This is a genomic window from Mesorhizobium sp. M00.F.Ca.ET.216.01.1.1, assembly GCF_004010325.2.
Classification (GTDB): Bacteria; Pseudomonadota; Alphaproteobacteria; order Rhizobiales; family Rhizobiaceae; genus Mesorhizobium.
The window spans coordinates 20,309-37,780 of record NZ_SADR02000035.1; the positions used below are offsets into that span (position 1 = coordinate 20,309).

Genomic DNA, 17,472 nt, shown 5'->3' on the forward strand with positions numbered 1-17,472 from the left:
GGATGCCCTGGCCTGGCCACATGGCCGCGCTGCACGCAAGCTCGCTCAGGCGGCTTTACTATTTATTGAAGCTGTTAAGGCTAGGTTTAAGCCGCCTCGCATTCCTCCAAAGGTCATGAAGATGAGCACAGCCAAGGATGGCGCTTCAACCTGGAGGTTCGATGTCGTGCTGGCGCTGCTCGCCACGCTGGCGGCGTTTGCCATCAATGTCTGCGCCGGCTTTCCGGGGTTGACCAATGCCGGCGGCGACAATGACAGCCTGCTGCGCCTGGTCGAGGTTCGCGACATGCTGGCCGGCCAGGGCTGGTTCGATCTGCACCAGTACAGGATGGGGCCGGAAGGCGGCTTCGTCATGCACTGGTCGCGGCTGGTCGATGCGCCGATCGCCGCCATCATCCTCGTCGTGTCGGCCCTGACCGGCAGCATGGCCGTTGCCGAGAGCGTCGCGCAAGTGCTCTGGCCGGCGCTGTTCTTCTGCCTGACCGTGTTCTTCACCGTCCGCGCGGCGCGCAGCTTCGCCGGTGAGGGCGCCGTGCTGCCTGCTGTCGTCGTCAGTGCGACGGCGCTGCATTTCATCGGCATCTTTTCGCCCGGCGCGCTCGATCATCACAACGTCCAGATCGCGTTGACGATGGCCAGCCTGAGCTTGCTGCTCGAAGCGCCCCTACGCCGTCCGGCGGCATTGTTTGCAGGCTTGTGCGCCGCGCTGACGCTGGCCGTCGGCATGGAGACCGCCCCCTATGTCGCCGCCATCGGTGCCTGCGTCGCGTTGCTGTTTGTCGTCGATACCAGCGGCGAAAGGCTGATCGCCAGGAATTTCGGCCTCGGCTTTGCCGGTGTTTCGGCAGCTGCCTTCGTCACCACCATCCCGATATCGGCGTGGGGCCAGGCGCAGTGTGACACATTTTCGACCGTGCAGTTCGTCGTGGCGGCGCTCGCCGGCATCGGCCTTGCGGCAATAGCCTCGGTCGAGGCAGCCGGCCGCACACAGCTTCGGCGCCTGGTGTCGCTTGCTGTCCTTGCCCTGGCGCTGGGTGCTGTCGTGATGTTGCTGTTCCCGCAATGCCTGGCGTCCCCTTACGCGAACCTTGACCCTCGTCTGAAGGAACTGTGGCTCGATCACATCGACGAGGCGCAGTCGTTGCTGCAGCTCATCGCGGAAGATCCGGCCTCGGTGGTGGCACGCTATGTCACGCCGCTGGTGGCAATCATCCTGATGGCGCTTCGTCTTCGGCGCGGACCCTGGCGCCGGCAGGACAGCCTTGTCGGCATGCTGCTCATGGTGGCATTCATCGTCAGCGCCTGGCAGGTGCGCGGCTCGACATTCTCGATCGCCTTGGCGGTGATTCCGCTTTCAGCCTGGATTGCAAAATGGCGTGAGCGGGCCCAGGCCAGTCCCTCACGCAGCGTGTCATTGCGCATGGCCGCGGTCTGGCTGGTGTCGGTGAACGTCGTCTGGACCGGCGCCGCGGCAGCGACTTCGACGGTCTTCGAAGCCAACAAGGTGGCGCCCAACGACAGCGATGCCGATACATCCTGTCAGCGCAAGGCCTCCTTTGCCCAGCTTGCCCAGCTGCCGGACACCACCGTGCTGGCGATTTCCAACCTCGGATCGCCGATCCTGGCGTATTCCGGACATCGCGTCTTTGCCGGACCTTATCATCGCAACACGGCGGGCGACCTGCTTGCGCTCGATGCCTTCCTCGGATCGGCCGCCGATGCCAAGGCAATCCTTGCAACGCATCATGCCGGCTTGGTGGCGCTGTGCCGCGGCAGCGCCGAAAGCAAGCTTCTCGTCGCCAAGGCGCCGCAAGGCTTTCTTGCCGGGTTGACGCGCGGTGATGTGCCGGAATGGCTCGAACCGATCGCCGAAACTCGGGAGAATCCCGTCGAACTGTATCGCGTCCGGTTTGATGGCTGAATTGATTGCTCGCCTGTGAAAAATCGGCTTTGCGAATACTTTTCCTAAAGGGTTTGCTGCCAGTCTCAGGATAAATTCCGACATCAGAACAGGGACACCGATGCAAACGACGTTTGGCACCGGGCAGGCAGGCAGGGAAAGGACGGATCTGGCCTTCACGGATCCGTTGACCGGACTTGGCAACCACCGCCGCTTCTTCGACAAGGTCGACCGCCTGATCAGCGATCGTTCCGAGGATCCGGCGCCGTTCACCGTCGGCATCCTCGACCTCGACGGCTTCAAGCCGATCAACGACCTGTTCGGGCATAAGGCCGGCGACGATATCCTGATCCAGGTGGCGATGCGGCTGCGGGCGTCGATGGACAGTTATTCCATCGTCTGCCGCATCGGCGCCGACGAGTTCGCCTTTCTCTATCCCATGGTGTTCAGTGAGGAGGCCGCGGCCGAGAAGTCGCGCATGCTGATCGAGATCCTTTCGGCGCCCTACGATGTCGGCGAACGCACCGCCAGGCTTTCGGCCTCGGTCGGCTGCTCGCTGTTCTATTCGGGCGATGAGACCACCGAGATCCTGCTCAACAAGGCAGAGACGGCACTCTACCATGCCAAGCGTTCGGGCCGCGGCCGGGTGGTCGTCTATACCCGCGAAATGGAGGAAGCGGCCAAGCGCGTCACCCGCATCGAACAGGCGCTGCGCCGCGCCGTCTCGGCCGGCGAGGTGGAGCCGCATTTCCAGCCCATCGTCGATCTCAACACGCGCCGCACCATCGGCTTCGAGACGCTGGCGCGATGGACCGATCGCGACCTCGGCTCGGTCCCGCCAACGGTCTTCATCCCCATCGCCGAAGAGCGCGGCATCATTGGCCCGCTGTCGCAGCTGGTTTTGCGCAAGGCCACCGAGGCTGCCAGAAGCTGGCCGAAGGATCTGTTCCTGTCCTTCAACCTGTCGCCGTCGCAGCTCGTCGACCAGAACACCGGCCTGCACATTTTGGCGATCCTCGACCGCACCGGTTTCGATCCGCGCCGGCTGGAGATCGAAATTACCGAAACCGGCCTAATGAACGATCCGGCCTCGGCAGCGCAGATCGTCGAGGATTTGCGCCGCGTCGGCATCCGTGTCTCGCTCGACGACTTCGGCACCGGCCAGTCGTCGCTCGGGCGCTTGCGCGAATTCCACTTCGACAAGCTCAAGATCGATCGCGCCTTCGTCTCCTCCATCCTCGACGACCGTCCGTCCGAGCACATCATCCGGGCCATTCTCGCCATGTGCGAAGGGCTCGGCATGGAAGTAGTCGCCGAAGGCATCGAGGAGGAGGCACAAGCCGACCGCCTCGTCCAGTTCGGCTGCGCCGGCGGGCAGGGCTATCTGTTCGGCAAGCCGGTCGATGCCGACGCCACGCTCGGCTACCTCCGCGATTCACACCGCGGCGCCGTGCACGCCAAGGCGCTTTAAGCGGCTGCTTTGCAATCTCCCGATTGAAGCCTGTCTGCACGTCCGCCGGGCCGGCGCCGTTTTTGTCTGACATAAGCCCCGAGAATCTGCTTTTCGGCCTTGCTCCTCCGACTTGGCTGGATAGGATGCGCGCCGACCAGGCTAGAGCATCGAACCCAAAAGTGGGAACCGGTTTTGGGAAAATCCGATGCTCAAACAAAAAGATAGAGCGGCGTCGCGGTTCAAGTTGAACGTCCGCCGCTCTGCGGAGAAAAAATCATGATGCCATCGGCGCGCTTTGCCGACCTTGAAGGAGCTTCGGTGCTGATCACCGGCGGCGGGTCCGGTATCGGCGCGGCGTTGACCGAGGGGTTTGCCCGCCAGGGGGCGAAGGTCGCCTTCATCGACATCGCCGATCGCGTCAGCCTGGCGCTTGCCGATCGCCTGGAAAAAGAGCTCGGCCGGCGGCCGCTCTACCTCAAGACCGACATTCGTGACATTGAAGCGCTGCGTGCTTCGGCCGCCAGGGCCGCCGAGCTGCATGGCGACGTCACAGTGCTGATCAACAATGCCGCGCTGGACGATCGCCATGCGGTGGAAGATGTCACGGTGGAGTTCTGGGACAACAACCATGCCGTCAATCTGCGCCCGCATTTCTTTACCGCGCAAGCGGTGGCGCCGGGCATGAAGCGGGCCGGCGGTGGCTCGATCATCAACTTCACCTCCACGTCCTATCTCATGAACCACCCCGATATGCCGGCCTACACCGCCGCCAAGGCCGGGATTGTCGGCTTGACCAAGGGCCTCGCCGGCAGGCTGGGCGTCGACGGCATTCGCGTCAACGCGATCGCGCCCGGCTGGGTTATCACCGAGCGGCAGAAGCAGCTCTGGGTGACCGAGCAGGCGCTCGCCGCGCACGTCGCCAAGCAGTGCATCAAGGAGGTGATGCAGCCGGAGGATATCGTCGGAACGGTGCTGTTCCTGGCGTCCGACGCTTCACGCATGCTGACGGCACAGTTGATCATTGTCGACGGAGGGTTCCTGTGAGCAAGGCGCCTTCTGTCGCCGCCGTCGACTGGGGCACCACCCGTATGCGGGTCTGGCTGCTCGACGAGACGGGCGGGGTTGTTGCCGAACGTCGTGGCGACGACGGGCTGATCACCGCCCAGGCCATCGGGTTTTCGACCATCCTCGAAGGGCATCTGGCGGCAATGGGCGCGCCGGAGGCACTGCCGGTCATCATCTGCGGCATGGCGGGCTCCCGCCAGGGCTGGCTGGAGGCGCCCTATGTCACGGTGCCGGCGCCGATCGGCGCCATCCTTGCCGGCGCCGCTCGCATCCAGGGCCAACGCCGCGACATCCGCATCGTGCCGGGCCTTGCCCAGCGCCAGGCCGATGCGCCGGATGTGATGCGCGGCGAGGAAACCCAGCTCGCCGGCGCTGGTTTGCCGGCAAAGGGCCGCCATCTCGTCTGCATGCCCGGCACCCATTCGAAATGGGTTCTGGTCGAGGACGGCGCCGTTGCCGGTTTCGGCACCTGGCCGACCGGCGAGCTGTTTTCGGTGCTGGCCATGCACTCGATCCTGCGCCATTCGCTGGGTGAGCAGCCCAAGCCGGTCACATCGCATAATCCGTTTTTCCAGGACTGGTGTCGCAGAGCGCTGGCCGAGGGCGGCGATGTCACATCAAAACTGTTTTCGATCCGCGCCGCCGGCTTGCTGCAGGACCTCAAGCCCGACGATGCGGCGGCTTGCCTGTCCGGCCTGCTGATCGGCGGCGAGATCGCCTCGGCAAGCCGCCGCTATGGAGCAAGTGCTGCGCCGGTCGTGCTGGTCGCCTCGGGCGCGCTAGGCGCGCTCTATGGCCAGGCGCTCGCCCTTGCCGGCCTTGCGGTCAGGACTGTCGACGCCGACGAGGCGGTGCGTGCCGGCCTGGTCGAGGCGGCGCGTGAGAATGGCATGATCGCCAAGAGTGGAGTTGCCGCGTGACCCAGACCGCACCCTTTCCGAAGCTCAAGCGCGGCCTGGTCGCCATTCTGCGCGGCCTCAAGCCGGAGGAGGCGGTAGCCATTGGCCAGGCGATCTTCGAGGCTGGCATCGAAGCCATCGAAGTGCCGCTCAATTCGCCGGAGCCGTTTGTGTCGATCGCCAGGATCGTCGAAGCGCTTCCGCGCACGGCGCTGGTCGGCGCTGGAACTGTGCTGACATCAGCCGATGTCGACGGCCTGCACAAAGCCGGCGGGCGCTTGCTGGTCAGCCCCAACATCGATGCCGAGGTCATGGGCCGCGCGATGAAGTACGGCATGGTGACGATGTCGGGCGTGTTCACGCCCACGGAGGCCTTCCAAGCCATCCGGCTCGGCGCTTCGGCGCTGAAATTCTTCCCGGCGAGCGTGCTTGGCGCCGGCGGCATTTCGGCAATGCGCGCGGTGCTTCCGGCCGAGACGCTGGTCGGCGCTGTCGGCGGCGTTTCGGAAAAGGACTTTGCCGGCTATAAGGCGGCGGGCGTTACCGTCTTCGGCCTCGGCTCCAGCCTGTTCAAGCCGGGCATGAGCGTCGACGAGGTTGCGGCGCGTGCGGGCGCCGCCGTGGCGGCCTGGGACATGGCTTTCGGAGGCGCATGATGAGCGAAGAGATCGTTTCGGTTTTTTCCGACCACATCTGCCAGCTTGGCGAGGGGCCGAGCTATGATCCCGGCACCGATACGCTCTTCTGGTTCGACATCGTCAATTGCCGGCTTCTGGAAAAGAGCTTTGCCGGCGGCGTGTTGAAAATCCACGAGCTGGGCCAGATGGCGAGCGCCATCGCCATCATCGACGGCCAACGCCAGCTGATCGCCACCGAGACCGGCCTGCATGTCCGTGACGTGGCCACCGGCAAGATGACGCTGCACACGCCGATCGAGGCCGACAATCCAGTCACGCGCTCGAACGATTCGCGCGTTCATCCTTGCGGTGCCTTCTGGGTCGGCACCATGGGCAAGAAGGAGGAAAGGGCCGCCGGCTCGATCTACTGGTTCTTCAAGGGCGAATTGCGCCGGCTGTTTGCCGACATCACCGTATCGAACTCGATCTGCTTTTCCGAGGATGGAACGGTCGCCTACTACACCGATACCAGCACCGGCCTGTTAATGCGCGTCGCCTGCGATCCGGTGACCGGACTGCCCGCCGGCGAGCCGAAGATCTTCGTCGATCACAGCTCGGCCAAGGGCTATGTCGACGGTTCCGTGCTCGACCGCGACGGCATCCTGTGGAACGCCTGCTGGGGCGGCAAAGTCGTCAAAGCCTATGGACCTGACGGCAAGCTGGTCCGTTCGGTCGAAATGCCGGTGACGCAGCCTTCCTGCCCGGCTTTTGTCGGCAAGAATGCCGACCGGCTGGCGGTGACCTCCGCGTGGTCGGGCAAGGACGACAAACAGCGCCAGCTCGATCCGCAGGCCGGCATGACTTTTCTGCTCGACATTCCCGTCAATGGCCGCTTCGAGGCGCGCGTCGTGATCTGATATTTCTGTCGTGCCGACGTCTAGCCCATGTCGGATTTTGGAAAAGCAGGGCCGACAGGCGGTGCGATGGTGCGCCGACATTCACAGGAATTTCGTCGCTATGCCGCGTCCCAAGCTTGTGCTGGTCTATGAGCCGGAAAAGGCCTGCCTCGACCGGCTGGTTGCTGACGGCCACGCGCCGGAGCGCGCTGCCGAAATCGCCTCCTATCTGGCGCAGTCGACCGATCTCGCGCCCGAGTTCGATGCGCTTGCCGCTGCCTGCCAAAAGCGCGGCCTGTGCTTCGCGCCGCTGGCGCTCGATGATGCCGCCGGCGGGCTGGCCGACGAGCACGCGGACACCACGCTGGTGTGGACGCTGACCGACGGCATCGCCTATTTCCGCGGCGGCGCAGCACCGGCCCTGGCAAGGCTGAACGGCCTGAAAACAATCGGTGCCGACGATTCCCTGTTCGCGCTCTGCCAGGACAAGTTCCGTTCCGGCGCCGTGCTTGGTGCGCTGGGCCTGCCGGCGCCGCAGGCGGGCCTCGCCCGCGACGGCCACTGGCTGGTCGAGCCGCCGGCTTCGCCAGCCGGCTGGTTCGTCAAGCCGAACCGGCTGGGTGCCAAGATCGGCATCTGGCCGGATTCGCGCAGCAGCGACCTCAGCCACGCGCTGGAGCTTAGCCGGCGTGTGTTCTCCGCTTATCGCGACGATGTCGTCGTCCAGCCTTATGTCGCCGGCCGCAATGTGCGCGCCAGTTTCTTGGCCCTGAAGCCGGACACCGGCGTCGAGGCGCTCGGCATCGCCTTTGTCGATTCAGGCGGCGACTTCCAAACCATGGCAGACAGTCTGGCGCTCTACGGCGACACCGGTGAGGCCGCGAAGGAGGCGGGACAATACGCCGAGCCCGCGCTGCTGCCGGTTGCCGCGAGTCAGCCGGGAGCCGCCGCAACAATCCGCCGCATCGCCGCGAGGCTGATGGCCGGGCTCGGTTTGCGCGATGTGTTCTCCATCGATCTCCGGGTGGAGCCAAACGACAACGTTCACCTCATCGAGTTCGAAGTCTGCCCTGGCCTGCCCTGCTTCGATTTTCGTGCCTATTGCCACTCGCAATGGGGCATGGACTTGGCCGACGCAATGGCTGAAACCGCCGCGAGCCGGTTCTTTTCCTAAAGCGCGTCGCGTTTAAAGAGATTCATGCGACGCGCTTTAGATCTTTGTTTTTGTGCATGTCGTTGTCCCAACACCGCTGCGCACTTTTGGGCGACATGCATTAGTCAAGCCCTTCGACCAGCACGATCTCGCCGTCGGCCACCTTCTGGCGGATCGCGACGGCGCGCTGATATTCCGGCGAGTGGTAGCAGTCACGTGCCGCGGCGAGCGACGGAAACTCGATAATGACGTTGCGATCGCGACCGGGGCCTTCGACTTTTTCATGCGCGCCGCCGCGTGCCAGGAATTTTACGTCGAAACGGTCGAAGGCCAATTTGGCGGCGGCGACATAGTCCTTGTAGCCTTCCGCATCGCGCACATCAACGCGGGCGATCCAGTATCCCTTGGGCATGCTTTTTTCTCCGAAGCTGGGCCGTTATGCCGAGCGCATTTCATCAAGAATGGCTTCCGCAACCGCTCGCCTGTCGGCCGCGCCGACGATCGGCCGGCCAACAACGAGGTGGCTTGAGCCGTTGCGGATTGCTTGCGCAGGCGTCACCACGCGTTTCTGGTCGCCGTGGTCACTACCTTGGGGCCGTATTCCCGGCGTGACGACAGCCATATCGGGTCCGACGATGCGACGCACCGCTTCCGCTTCCTCGGCCGAGCAGACGATGCCGCCCATGCCGGCATGCAGCGCCTGTTCGGAGCGCCTCAGCACCAGCGTGTGTGGGTCGTACTCATAGCCGGCGTCGATCACGTCCTGCTCGTCCATCGAGGTCAGCACGGTAACCCCGAGCAGGCAAAGATCACTGCCCTTGGCGGCCTCGACCGCCGCCTTCATCGTCTTCGGATAGGCATGCAGCGTCAGCATGCTCATGCCCATTTTGACGATGTTCTCGACGCCTTTGGCCACCGTGTTGTCGATGTCGAGCAGTTTCATGTCGAGGAAGATCTTTGTCCCACCGCTGGCAAGCTCGCGCGCGAAGTCCAGCCCGCCGGCGAAGGCGAGCTGATAGCCGATCTTGTAGAAGGAGACGACGCCGTCGAGCTCGCGCACTGCCTTCTCGGCTTCCCTCACCGTCGGCACGTCGAGGCCGACGATCAGCCTTTCCTGCATGCTATCGTCCGAGTGGGTCATGCCCCGATCCGGGTCGACAGCATACGCGAGGTTTCGATCAGCGTGCGGCATAGATGCTCCATCGATTTGTGCAGTCTTTCGTCCCTGAAATTCCCATCCTCGTCGAAGGCGTTGCCGCCCTCCGGTACCGAGCATTCTGGCGTCACCACCTCCATCCGGCAACGCACCAGCACCGCGCGCAGATGGTTGATGCAGCGTACGCCGGCGAAGTGTCCCATGGAAGACGAACAGAGGCCGGCAACTTTGCCGACAAGCGGCCTGAAGGTCCTGCTGCCATCCTTGCGCGTCAGGCTCACCCAGTCGATGGTGTTCTTGAGCAGCGGAGGAAGCGAGCCGTTATATTCGGGCGTCGCGATCAGCAGCCCGTCATGGGCGGCGATCAGCCGGCCGAGCTTGATGGCGTTTTCGGGAACGCCGTCTTCCTTTTCCAGATCCTCGTCCAGGATCGGCAGCGGATAGTCGGCGAGCGAGATGCGGGTCACCTCGGCTCCCTGCAGGGCAAGCTCCTTCTGCGCCACATCGGCGGTCCTGCCGCTATAGGCGCCGGTGCGGAGCGAACCAGCAAAGACGAGAATTTTCGGGATTACCGCCATTGGCCCACCCTCTCTACGAGCGGTATAGCCAGGCATCGCTCAAATCCCAAGTGTTGATCAATCAGTGCGCCTCGCGCCGGTAGATCCAGAGCTGCGTCGGCGGGATGTTGCGGATGATGAAATCGAAATGCTTGACCGTATAATCACCGCGGCCGGGAGGGATCGGCGACAGCGGGCCGTAGGTCAGTTGCACGATCGGCCTGCCTGCCGGGATGCGGTCGAGCAGGCTCTCGATATAAGCGATGCGCTGGGCGACCGGAAAGTTGAGCAACGGCACACCGGAGACGACCGAATCGAAGACCAGGTCCCGCTTGTCGCCGAGCGTGGCGTTAAGGTTGAAGGCGTCGCCTTCGATAACGTTGACGCCCGGATAGAGCCGGCGCAGATGGCGCACGAAATCGGTGGAATATTCGACCGCGTAGAGATTTTCAGGCCTTATGCCCTGGGCGAGGATGGCTCGGGTGATGACGCCGGTGCCGGGGCCAACCTCGAGCACCGGCAGGCCCGACTTCGGATTGACGATCGAGGCCATCTTGCGGGCCGTGATGGAGCTGGTGGGAACGATGGAACCGACCGCCTTCGGCTTGTCGATCCAGCCCTTGAAGAACTTCAGCTCGTCGTCGAACTTTTCCGCCAGCGCCTTGCGCAATCCGGGACCATGTGCCATGCGAGCTCTCCTCAACGGCTCCCCCCGGAACGCTACTTAGCAGCTACCGGGTTCAAGGCAAGGCTCAAGTCGGCATAAGGTGTTGATGACGCTTGGGAAGCGGCAGCGGTCCAAAGCGATCAGTGCTCGCCGAAGGAGTCGAAAAAGTCCTTCATGCGGGTGAAGAAGCCGTTCGACTGAGGCGAATTGTCTTGCGAGGAAAGCTGCTCGAACTCTTCCAGCAGCTCACGTTGGCGGCGTGAAAGGTTCTGCGGCGTCTCGACCGCGGTCTGGATATAGAGATCGCCGACAGTAGGCTGGCGCAGCACCGGCATACCCTTGACCTTGAGCCGGAACTGACGGCCGTTCTGCGTGCCCTCCGGCACCTTCACTTTCGTCTGCGTACCGTCCAGCGTCGTCACTTCGAACGAGCCGCCAAGCGCGGCCGTCGTCATCGAGATCGGCACCTTGCAGTAGAGATCGGCGCCGTCGCGCTGGAAGAATTCGTGCGGCTTGACCGCAAGGAAAATATAGAGATCGCCCGACGGGCCGCCGCGCAGGCCGGCCTCGCCTTCATTGGCAAGCCGGATGCGGGTGCCGTCCTCGATGCCGGCCGGGATGTTGACCGACAGCGAGCGCTCCTCGGTGACGCGGCCCTGGCCGGCGCATTTCGGGCATGGCTCCTTGATCGTCTGGCCGCGGCCCTGGCATTGCGGACAGGTGCGCTCGATCGAGAAGAACCCTTGCGTCGCTCGCACCTTGCCGTGGCCGTTGCACATCGAGCAGGTCACCGGCTGGGTGCCCGGCTTGGCGCCGCTGCCCGAGCATTCTGTACAAGAGATCGAGGCTGGCACGCGAATCTGCGCGGTCTTGCCGGTAAACGCCTCTTCCAGCGAGATTTCCATATTGTAGCGCAGATCGGCGCCGCGCTCGCGGCCGCCCGACGAGCGGCGCTGGCGCCCGCCCATCATGTCGCCGAAAATATCTTCGAAGATGTCGGCGAAGCCGCCGGCGCCGAAGCCGTGTGCGCCGCCGTTCATGCCGCCTTGCTCGAAGGCGGCGTGGCCGAAGCGATCGTAGGCCGCTCGCTTCTGCGGATCCTTCAGCGTCTCGTAGGCTTCGTTGATTTCCTTGAACTTGTGCTCGCAGGCGTGATCGCCGGGGTTGCGATCGGGGTGGAACTGCATGGCAAGCTTGCGGAAAGCGCTCTTGAGCTCCTTCTCGTCGGCGCCCTTATGCACGCCCAGAGTTTCGTAGAAATCAGCTTTCATCTTTTCCCGCAGTCCGGATACTCAACGTCTTGAAGCATTGTTGCGTCGTTTGCCGGCACGCAGTTCCGATTTAGGTGCGATGGAGCCGGGATGCCAGTGTCGACGCGGGTTTGCCCGCATTTTTTCGGCGCGGCCCGCACTTTTTCAGAAAGGGTTGCAAAAAAGCCCGGCTTTGCGCCGGGCTCTTCTCCTTGCCTGCCATCAGGCCGGTTCAGGCCGACTTCTTTTTCTCGTCGTCCTCGTCGATTTCCTCGAAATCGGCATCGACCACATCGCTGTCCTTGGCGGCGTCCGCCTTGGCGTCGGCTTCTGCGGCTTCCTTCTGCGAAGCCTCGTACATGGCCTGGCCGAGCTTCATCGAGACTTGCGCAAGCGTCTGCGATTTGGCCTCGATCTCGGCCGTATCGTCGCCTTCGGCAGCCGTCTTCAGCGCCGCGATCGCATCGGAAATCGCCGTGCGGTCGGCCTCCGAGACCTTGTCGCCATATTCCTTCAGCGACTTCTCCGAAGAATGAACCAGCGCCTCGGCCTGGTTGCGGGCCTCGACCAGTGCGCGCCGCTTCTTGTCGGCCTCGGCATTGGCTTCGGCGTCCTTCACCATCTTCTCGATGTCGGCGTCCGAAAGACCGCCCGACGCCTGGATGCGGATCTGGTGCTCCTTACCGGTGCCCTTGTCCTTGGCGGAGACGTTGACGATGCCGTTGGCGTCGATGTCGAAGGTGACCTCGATCTGCGGCACGCCACGCGGTGCCGGCGGGATGCCAACCAGGTCGAACTGGCCAAGCGCCTTGTTGTCGGCGGCCATTTCACGCTCGCCCTGGAAGACGCGGATGGTCACCGCCGACTGGCTGTCCTCGGCCGTCGAGAACACCTGGCTCTTCTTGGTCGGGATCGTCGTGTTGCGTTCGATCAGGCGTGTGAACACGCCGCCCAGCGTCTCGATGCCGAGCGACAGCGGCGTCACGTCGAGCAGCAGCACGTCCTTGACGTCACCCTGCAGCACGCCGGCCTGGATGGCGGCGCCAAGTGCGACGACCTCATCCGGGTTGACGCCCTTGTGCGGCTCCTTGCCGAAGAACTGCTTCACGATCTCCTGGATCTTGGGCATGCGAGTCATGCCGCCGACCAGAACCACTTCGTCGATCTCGCCGGCTTTCAGGCCGGCATCCTTGAGCGCCGCCTTGCAGGGGTCGATCGTGCGCTGGACGAGATCCTCGACCAGGCTCTCGAACTTCGCCCGCGTCAGCTTCAGCGTCAGGTGCTTCGGACCCGTCGCATCGGCGGTGATGAAAGGCAGGTTGATCTCGGTCTGGGTGGTGGACGACAGCTCGATCTTGGCCTTTTCAGCCGCCTCCTTGAGGCGCTGCAGCGCAAGCTTGTCGCTCCTCAGGTCGATGCCCTGTTCCTTCTTGAACTCAGCCGCCAGATATTCGACCAGGCGCATGTCGAAATCCTCGCCGCCGAGGAAAGTGTCGCCGTTGGTCGACTTCACCTCGAAGACGCCGTCGCCGATTTCGAGCACCGAAATGTCGAAGGTGCCGCCGCCAAGGTCATAGACCGCGATAGTCTTGCCCTCCTTCTTGTCGAGGCCGTAGGCGAGCGCTGCCGCGGTCGGTTCGTTGATGATGCGCAGCACCTCGAGACCGGCGATCTTGCCGGCGTCCTTGGTGGCCTGGCGCTGGGCGTCGTTGAAATAGGCCGGAACGGTGATGACCGCCTTCTCGACTTTTTCGCCAAGATAGGCTTCCGCCGTTTCCTTCATCTTCTGCAGGATCATCGCCGAGATCTGGCTGGGCGACTGCTTCTTGCCGCCGGCCTCGACCCAGGCGTCGCCATTGTCGCCCTTGACGATCTTGTAGGGGACAAGCTTCTTGTCCTTCTCCGTCACCGGGTCGTCATAGCGGCGGCCGATCAGGCGCTTGACCGCGAAGATGGTGTTTTCAGGATTGGTGACCGCCTGGCGCTTGGCCGGCTGGCCGACGAGGCGCTCGCCGTCGCCGCTAATGGCGACGATGGAAGGGGTCGTGCGCGCGCCTTCCGCATTCTCGATAACCTTCGACTCCTTGCCGTCCATGATGGCGACGCAGGAGTTGGTGGTTCCCAGATCGATACCGATTACTTTTGCCATTTTTCTAGTCTCTCCGCTAAGCAGGCTCTCAGGACCCGTACAGGCGTTCCGACGAAAGCCCCTGTTCATAAGAAATTCCCTTCCGGCAACCGGCATTCCGGCACCGAACGGCTTGGCGCGTATATAAGAACAGGCTGCTCAGGGCGCAAGCATTCTGCGCAAGGCGTCCACCATCCTTGTGAGTCGCCAGGGAATGGCCTGGTTATCGCCACACCAAATCGACCGTCCATTGAACCCGAGCGTTCGAACGTGTTTCACGGCTTGGTCGGGTGGGGTGGCGTCAACGACGCGGCCAATGCAGTCGGCACAAGGCTGGGCTCTGGGGACGGATAATCGCCCTGCCGGGCGAGCTTCGCCCGGCAGGGTCTTAGGCTCAGAGGCCGTTGTCCTTCAGGATCTGGGCGGCATTTTCCTTGGTGATCTTCTCCGTCGGCAGGGTAATGGTCTTTTCGACCTTCTCGCCGTTCAGGAACTTGATCGCCTGGCGCAGCCCTTCGGCGCCCGGGGTCACATAGGTGAAGGTCGCCGTCAGTTCGCCGTTGTTGACCAGCGTCACGCCTTCGTTGGGCAGGCCGCGTCGATACCGATACCGTGGTTCTCGACAACCAGCGCGCGGTGTTCGACGCCATCTCCTACCTGGTCAATCTCGGCCACCGGCGAATCGGCTACATCTCCGGATCGTTCGACATCTCGCCCATGCACGACCGCATGACGGGGTACCGGGAGGCGCTCCAGGCAGCTGGGCTGCCGACCGAGAGCGAGCTGATCCGCTTCGGCAATTTCCACGAAGTCGACGGTTACAACGCGACGATGCAACTGCTTTCGTTGCACGACCGCCCGAGCGCGATCTTCTCGGGCAATAACCCGATGGTGATCGGCACCATGAAGGCGATCCGCGACATCGGGCTGTCCTGCCCTGAGGATATTTCGGTTGCCTGCTTCGACGATTTTCCGTGGTCGGATGTGTTCATGCCGCAATTGACCACGGTCGCACAGCCAGTGCAGGCGATCGGCGAGCAGGCCGCTAATCTGCTGCTCGACCGGCTCGCCGGAAACCGGGAGGCGCCGCCGCGCAAGCTGACGCTCAAGGGGCGCCTGATGATCCGCAATTCATGCCGGCCAGTGGGGGCGATCGCGCAGAGCGTCAGCGCCTGATGCCTGTCGGAGGAGCATGGGCTTCAGCGGGCGGTGGCGCCGTCGGCCAGATGTGGTGTTCGAGGTCCCGCATTTGTAGTGCTTTGCGTCGGCTGTAGTGTTTTTGCCTCGCCTGGTTGAAACCATGCCTGCCCAATGGCTAGAAAATTGCCATGAACCGCATTGCGATCTCTTTACCGGCCCCGTCCTCGTCGGTCTTGTCCGACCGCGAGCGCGTGGTGGCGGAAAAATTCGCGTCCGGCCTTACCTATCGCGAGATCGGCGAGGCGCTGTTCATCGCCCCCTCGACCGTCCGCACCCACCTTGCGACCATCTATGAAAAACTCGGGGTGCGTAACAAGATTGGGCTCGCTGCGTACTTTACCGGCACCTCCGGAGCGCAGCCGGCCGCGCTTTTACCTTTGCCTGACGCCTCGCCGGTGCTCGCCATATTCCCGATCGAATGCCTGAATTCCGAAGAGCGCTGGCGCCGCTTTGCCGACGGTTTGTCGTCGGACATCACCATCGATCTGGCACGATATGCGGGGCTGCCTGTCATCGCCTTCCACACCATGAAATCACTGGGCAGCAAGCCCGCTGATTTCGCGGCGGACAGCAAGGCGCTCGGCGTCACCTATATCGTGTCGGGCCAGTTGCGCGCCGACGACCAGAGGGTTCGCTTGACGATTGAGCTTGCAGACGCCCGCAATGGAGTCAGCCTGTGGAGGGAGCGCTACGACCGCCCGGTCGAGGATATTTTTGCGCTGCAGGACAGCCTGACCGAAAGCATCATCAACGTGCTGGCCGGCAGTTTCGGAACGCTGGCCACGATCGGCCGCAATGCGGTTCGCCGCAAGCCGCCGGCCAGCTTGCGGGCCTATGACTGTTATCTGCTTGCCGTCGAACAGCACACCACGTCCAGCCGCGCCGGCAATGCCGAGGCAATCCGCCTATTTTCACGTGCGCTGGAGCTTGACCCTACCTTCGCCAACGCCTGGGCCGAGCTCGCTTATGCCTATTCCGTTCAAGCCTGCAACGGTTTCGGCGATAATCTGCCGGCATCGATCGAAAACTGGCGGACGGCGGTCGAGAACGCGCTGCGGCTCGACCCGACGGACAGCTGCGCCCACGCTTGCCTTGGCGATCTCAGGGCATGCCTTGGCGACCTCGAAGGAGCGGAGCGCGCGCACCGGCGCGCTCTCGAATACGGCTTCAACCATGCCGGCATACTGACGCTGTTGGCCGGCAGCAAGGCTCTTGTCGGCGGCGATCCGTTGGAGGCGATGCCGCTTATCGAGCGCGCCATGCGCCTCAACCCGCTGGCTCCGCCCTGGTATTTTGGCATACAGGGCAGCATCCTGTTCGTCGCCAGCAGGCATCGGGAGGCCATTGCGGCGCTGCGCAGAAGCGCGCCGGAGTCGCCGAACGTGCTGATGTTCCTGGCGCTCGCGCATGCAGCCGTGGGCGAGGCCGGTGAGGCCGCGAGGATCGCAGCCCGCTTGAAAGCGGAATTTCCGAGCTTTTCGGTCGAAGGCTTCATCGCAGGCCATCCCGTGACGAACCCGGACGCGTTGGTCGCCATCCGCCACGCCGCCGAACTGGCGAAGCTCGGCTGAAAGCCGGACGGGCCGCGACCCGGTCTGCTCGCCACCGATGGTTTTCAGTCCGCCGCCGCCGGCAGGCTGATTTCGGATCTGTCGGCTGACAGCGACAGCAAGGTGATCGCCGCAAAGACGAACACGGCACCGACAGCCCCGACCGGCGACAGCCGCTCGCCGAGAAAGATGGCGGCACCAATTGCTCCGAAGACGCTCTCCGCGCTGACGACCACGGCGGCATGGCTGGCGGAAGTGAAGCGTTGAGCGATCGTCTGGATGCCGAAGGCGGCCGCGGTCGAGAAGATGCCGAGCGCCGCCAGTTCTGGACCAGCATCGCCGATGGTGGCCAGCGATAAATTGCCCTGCAGGGCGCCGAACGGCAAAGTGATGATGGTCGCGCCGAGATATTGAGCGGCAGCGGCTGTGACCGGCGCGCCGTGGGCGCGCATATGGCGGCCGAGCTTTACCATCCAGAGCGCGTAGCATCCGGCCGAAAAGATCGCCGCGAGATCGCTCTGGCTGAAGCTGGCGGCCAGGCCACCGGACAAAAGCAGCGCACCGACCAGCGTGATCCCAGCCACAAGCCAGACGATTGCGGTCGGGCGCTCGCCGGCCAGGAACCAGGCCGCGAGGGCTGTCATCACCGTAGCCGTGTTCACCAGGAAGCTCGCATTGGTGACCGAGGTGCCGAGATAGGCGGTCTGCTGGATAACGATGGAAATCGAAAACAGGGCGCTCACCCTGACGAGGCTCATCCTATAGCCGGATCCGAACCTCCGTCCCCGTTCGAGCATGGTCAGCAGCACGACCAGGAGCCCCGCGATAAGGCAACGCATGCCCACCGCGCTGAGCGGATCGAGATGATCGAGCACGGTCTTCTGCGCAACATTGCCGAAGCCCCGGAAGGCAGCGGCAGGCAGAAGCAGACAGTTGGCCCGCGCCTTCGACATATCGATGTCTCGACAAAGCTTGCGCCGC

At 63.6% G+C, this 17,472-nt stretch carries 15 protein-coding genes and 2 pseudogenes; 9 read left to right on the forward strand and 8 right to left on the reverse strand.

The annotated features are described in order from the left end of the window. Positions 1-121 precede the first annotated feature (121 nt). From EN859_RS31300 to EN859_RS31330, 7 genes are all read left to right on the forward strand, one after another. Complete coding sequence (locus tag EN859_RS31300; protein ID WP_127856467.1) at positions 122-1,921, forward strand: GtrA family protein; 1,800 nt, start codon at positions 122-124, stop codon at positions 1,919-1,921. 100 nt (positions 1,922-2,021) lie between these two features. Continuing rightward, entirely contained in the window at positions 2,022-3,371 is a 1,350-nt protein-coding gene (locus EN859_RS31305; protein WP_127856468.1) for an EAL domain-containing protein, read from the forward strand. A 258-nt stretch (positions 3,372-3,629) separates the two neighbouring features. Continuing rightward, the gene (locus EN859_RS31310) at positions 3,630-4,397 is read left to right on the forward strand and encodes an SDR family oxidoreductase (RefSeq protein ID WP_127856469.1); all 768 of its coding nucleotides are present in this window, start codon (positions 3,630-3,632) and stop codon (positions 4,395-4,397) included. Continuing rightward, the gene (locus EN859_RS31315; RefSeq protein ID WP_127856470.1) at positions 4,394-5,338 is read left to right on the forward strand and encodes a 2-dehydro-3-deoxygalactonokinase; all 945 of its coding nucleotides are present in this window, start codon (positions 4,394-4,396) and stop codon (positions 5,336-5,338) included. The genes EN859_RS31310 and EN859_RS31315 overlap by 4 nt, the downstream gene beginning before the upstream one ends. Further along, a complete protein-coding gene (locus EN859_RS31320) occupies positions 5,335-5,973 on the forward strand; it encodes a 2-dehydro-3-deoxy-6-phosphogalactonate aldolase (RefSeq protein WP_127856471.1) in 639 nt (212 codons plus the stop codon). The genes EN859_RS31315 and EN859_RS31320 overlap by 4 nt, the downstream gene beginning before the upstream one ends. Further along, the gene (locus EN859_RS31325; RefSeq protein ID WP_127856472.1) at positions 5,973-6,851 is read left to right on the forward strand and encodes an SMP-30/gluconolactonase/LRE family protein; all 879 of its coding nucleotides are present in this window, start codon (positions 5,973-5,975) and stop codon (positions 6,849-6,851) included. Before EN859_RS31320 ends, EN859_RS31325 begins: the two co-directional genes overlap by 1 nt. Before the next feature lie 100 nt (positions 6,852-6,951). Beyond that, on the forward strand, positions 6,952-8,004 hold the full coding sequence (locus tag EN859_RS31330) for a D-alanine:D-lactate ligase-like protein (RefSeq protein WP_127856473.1): 1,053 nt from the start codon (positions 6,952-6,954) through the stop codon (positions 8,002-8,004). A gap of 100 nt (positions 8,005-8,104) precedes the next feature. On the opposite strand, the gene EN859_RS31335 is transcribed toward EN859_RS31330, so the two are convergent. The 7 genes and pseudogenes from EN859_RS31335 to EN859_RS31365 all read right to left on the reverse strand — a co-directional run. Then, positions 8,105-8,395: a DUF1330 domain-containing protein gene (locus tag EN859_RS31335; RefSeq protein WP_127856474.1), complete on the reverse strand. Its 291-nt coding sequence runs from the start codon at positions 8,393-8,395 to the stop codon at positions 8,105-8,107. 24 nt (positions 8,396-8,419) lie between these two features. After that, positions 8,420-9,124, reverse strand: coding sequence for an orotidine-5'-phosphate decarboxylase (gene pyrF, locus EN859_RS31340; protein WP_127856475.1), 705 nt, complete (start codon positions 9,122-9,124; stop codon positions 8,420-8,422). Continuing rightward, positions 9,121-9,717 (reverse strand): NADPH-dependent FMN reductase, encoded by a 597-nt coding sequence (locus tag EN859_RS31345; RefSeq protein ID WP_127856476.1) that lies wholly within the window; start codon positions 9,715-9,717, stop codon positions 9,121-9,123. Before EN859_RS31345 ends, pyrF begins: the two co-directional genes overlap by 4 nt. A gap of 61 nt (positions 9,718-9,778) precedes the next feature. Next, entirely contained in the window at positions 9,779-10,384 is a 606-nt protein-coding gene (gene pmtA, locus EN859_RS31350) for a phospholipid N-methyltransferase PmtA (RefSeq protein WP_127856477.1), read from the reverse strand. A gap of 119 nt (positions 10,385-10,503) precedes the next feature. Further along, positions 10,504-11,634: a molecular chaperone DnaJ gene (dnaJ, locus tag EN859_RS31355; protein ID WP_127856478.1), complete on the reverse strand. Its 1,131-nt coding sequence runs from the start codon at positions 11,632-11,634 to the stop codon at positions 10,504-10,506. 211 nt (positions 11,635-11,845) lie between these two features. Continuing rightward, a complete protein-coding gene (gene dnaK, locus EN859_RS31360; RefSeq protein WP_127856479.1) occupies positions 11,846-13,762 on the reverse strand; it encodes a molecular chaperone DnaK in 1,917 nt (638 codons plus the stop codon). Positions 13,763-14,135: 373 nt separating this feature from the next. Next, positions 14,136-14,333: pseudogene (locus EN859_RS31365) on the reverse strand (sugar ABC transporter substrate-binding protein); the annotation flags it as partial. A gap of 5 nt (positions 14,334-14,338) precedes the next feature. Between EN859_RS31365 and EN859_RS31370 the strand changes: the two are divergent. Next, positions 14,339-14,917: pseudogene (locus EN859_RS31370) on the forward strand (substrate-binding domain-containing protein); the annotation flags it as partial. Positions 14,918-15,069: 152 nt separating this feature from the next. Then, a complete protein-coding gene (locus EN859_RS31375) occupies positions 15,070-16,512 on the forward strand; it encodes a LuxR C-terminal-related transcriptional regulator (protein WP_127856480.1) in 1,443 nt (480 codons plus the stop codon). Between the two features lie 44 nt (positions 16,513-16,556). On the opposite strand, the gene EN859_RS31380 is transcribed toward EN859_RS31375, so the two are convergent. Beyond that, a complete protein-coding gene (locus EN859_RS31380) occupies positions 16,557-17,444 on the reverse strand; it encodes a DMT family transporter (RefSeq protein ID WP_127856481.1) in 888 nt (295 codons plus the stop codon). Positions 17,445-17,472: the final 28 nt, after the last annotated feature.

Coding starts and splice junctions, on each gene's coding strand:
- EN859_RS31300 (WP_127856467.1), top strand. CDS start 122: ATGAGCACAGCCAAGGATGGCGCTTCAACCTGGAGGTTCGATGTCGTG.
- EN859_RS31305 (WP_127856468.1), top strand. CDS start 2,022: ATGCAAACGACGTTTGGCACCGGGCAGGCAGGCAGGGAAAGGACGGAT.
- EN859_RS31310 (WP_127856469.1), top strand. CDS start 3,630: ATGATGCCATCGGCGCGCTTTGCCGACCTTGAAGGAGCTTCGGTGCTG.
- EN859_RS31325 (WP_127856472.1), top strand. CDS start 5,973: ATGAGCGAAGAGATCGTTTCGGTTTTTTCCGACCACATCTGCCAGCTT.
- EN859_RS31330 (WP_127856473.1), top strand. CDS start 6,952: ATGCCGCGTCCCAAGCTTGTGCTGGTCTATGAGCCGGAAAAGGCCTGC.
- EN859_RS31335 (WP_127856474.1), bottom strand. CDS start 8,395: ATGCCCAAGGGATACTGGATCGCCCGCGTTGATGTGCGCGATGCGGAA.
- pyrF (WP_127856475.1), bottom strand. CDS start 9,124: ATGACCCACTCGGACGATAGCATGCAGGAAAGGCTGATCGTCGGCCTC.
- EN859_RS31345 (WP_127856476.1), bottom strand. CDS start 9,717: ATGGCGGTAATCCCGAAAATTCTCGTCTTTGCTGGTTCGCTCCGCACC.
- pmtA (WP_127856477.1), bottom strand. CDS start 10,384: ATGGCACATGGTCCCGGATTGCGCAAGGCGCTGGCGGAAAAGTTCGAC.
- dnaJ (WP_127856478.1), bottom strand. CDS start 11,634: ATGAAAGCTGATTTCTACGAAACTCTGGGCGTGCATAAGGGCGCCGAC.
- dnaK (WP_127856479.1), bottom strand. CDS start 13,762: ATGGCAAAAGTAATCGGTATCGATCTGGGAACCACCAACTCCTGCGTC.
- EN859_RS31375 (WP_127856480.1), top strand. CDS start 15,070: ATGAACCGCATTGCGATCTCTTTACCGGCCCCGTCCTCGTCGGTCTTG.
- EN859_RS31380 (WP_127856481.1), bottom strand. CDS start 17,444: ATGTCGAAGGCGCGGGCCAACTGTCTGCTTCTGCCTGCCGCTGCCTTC.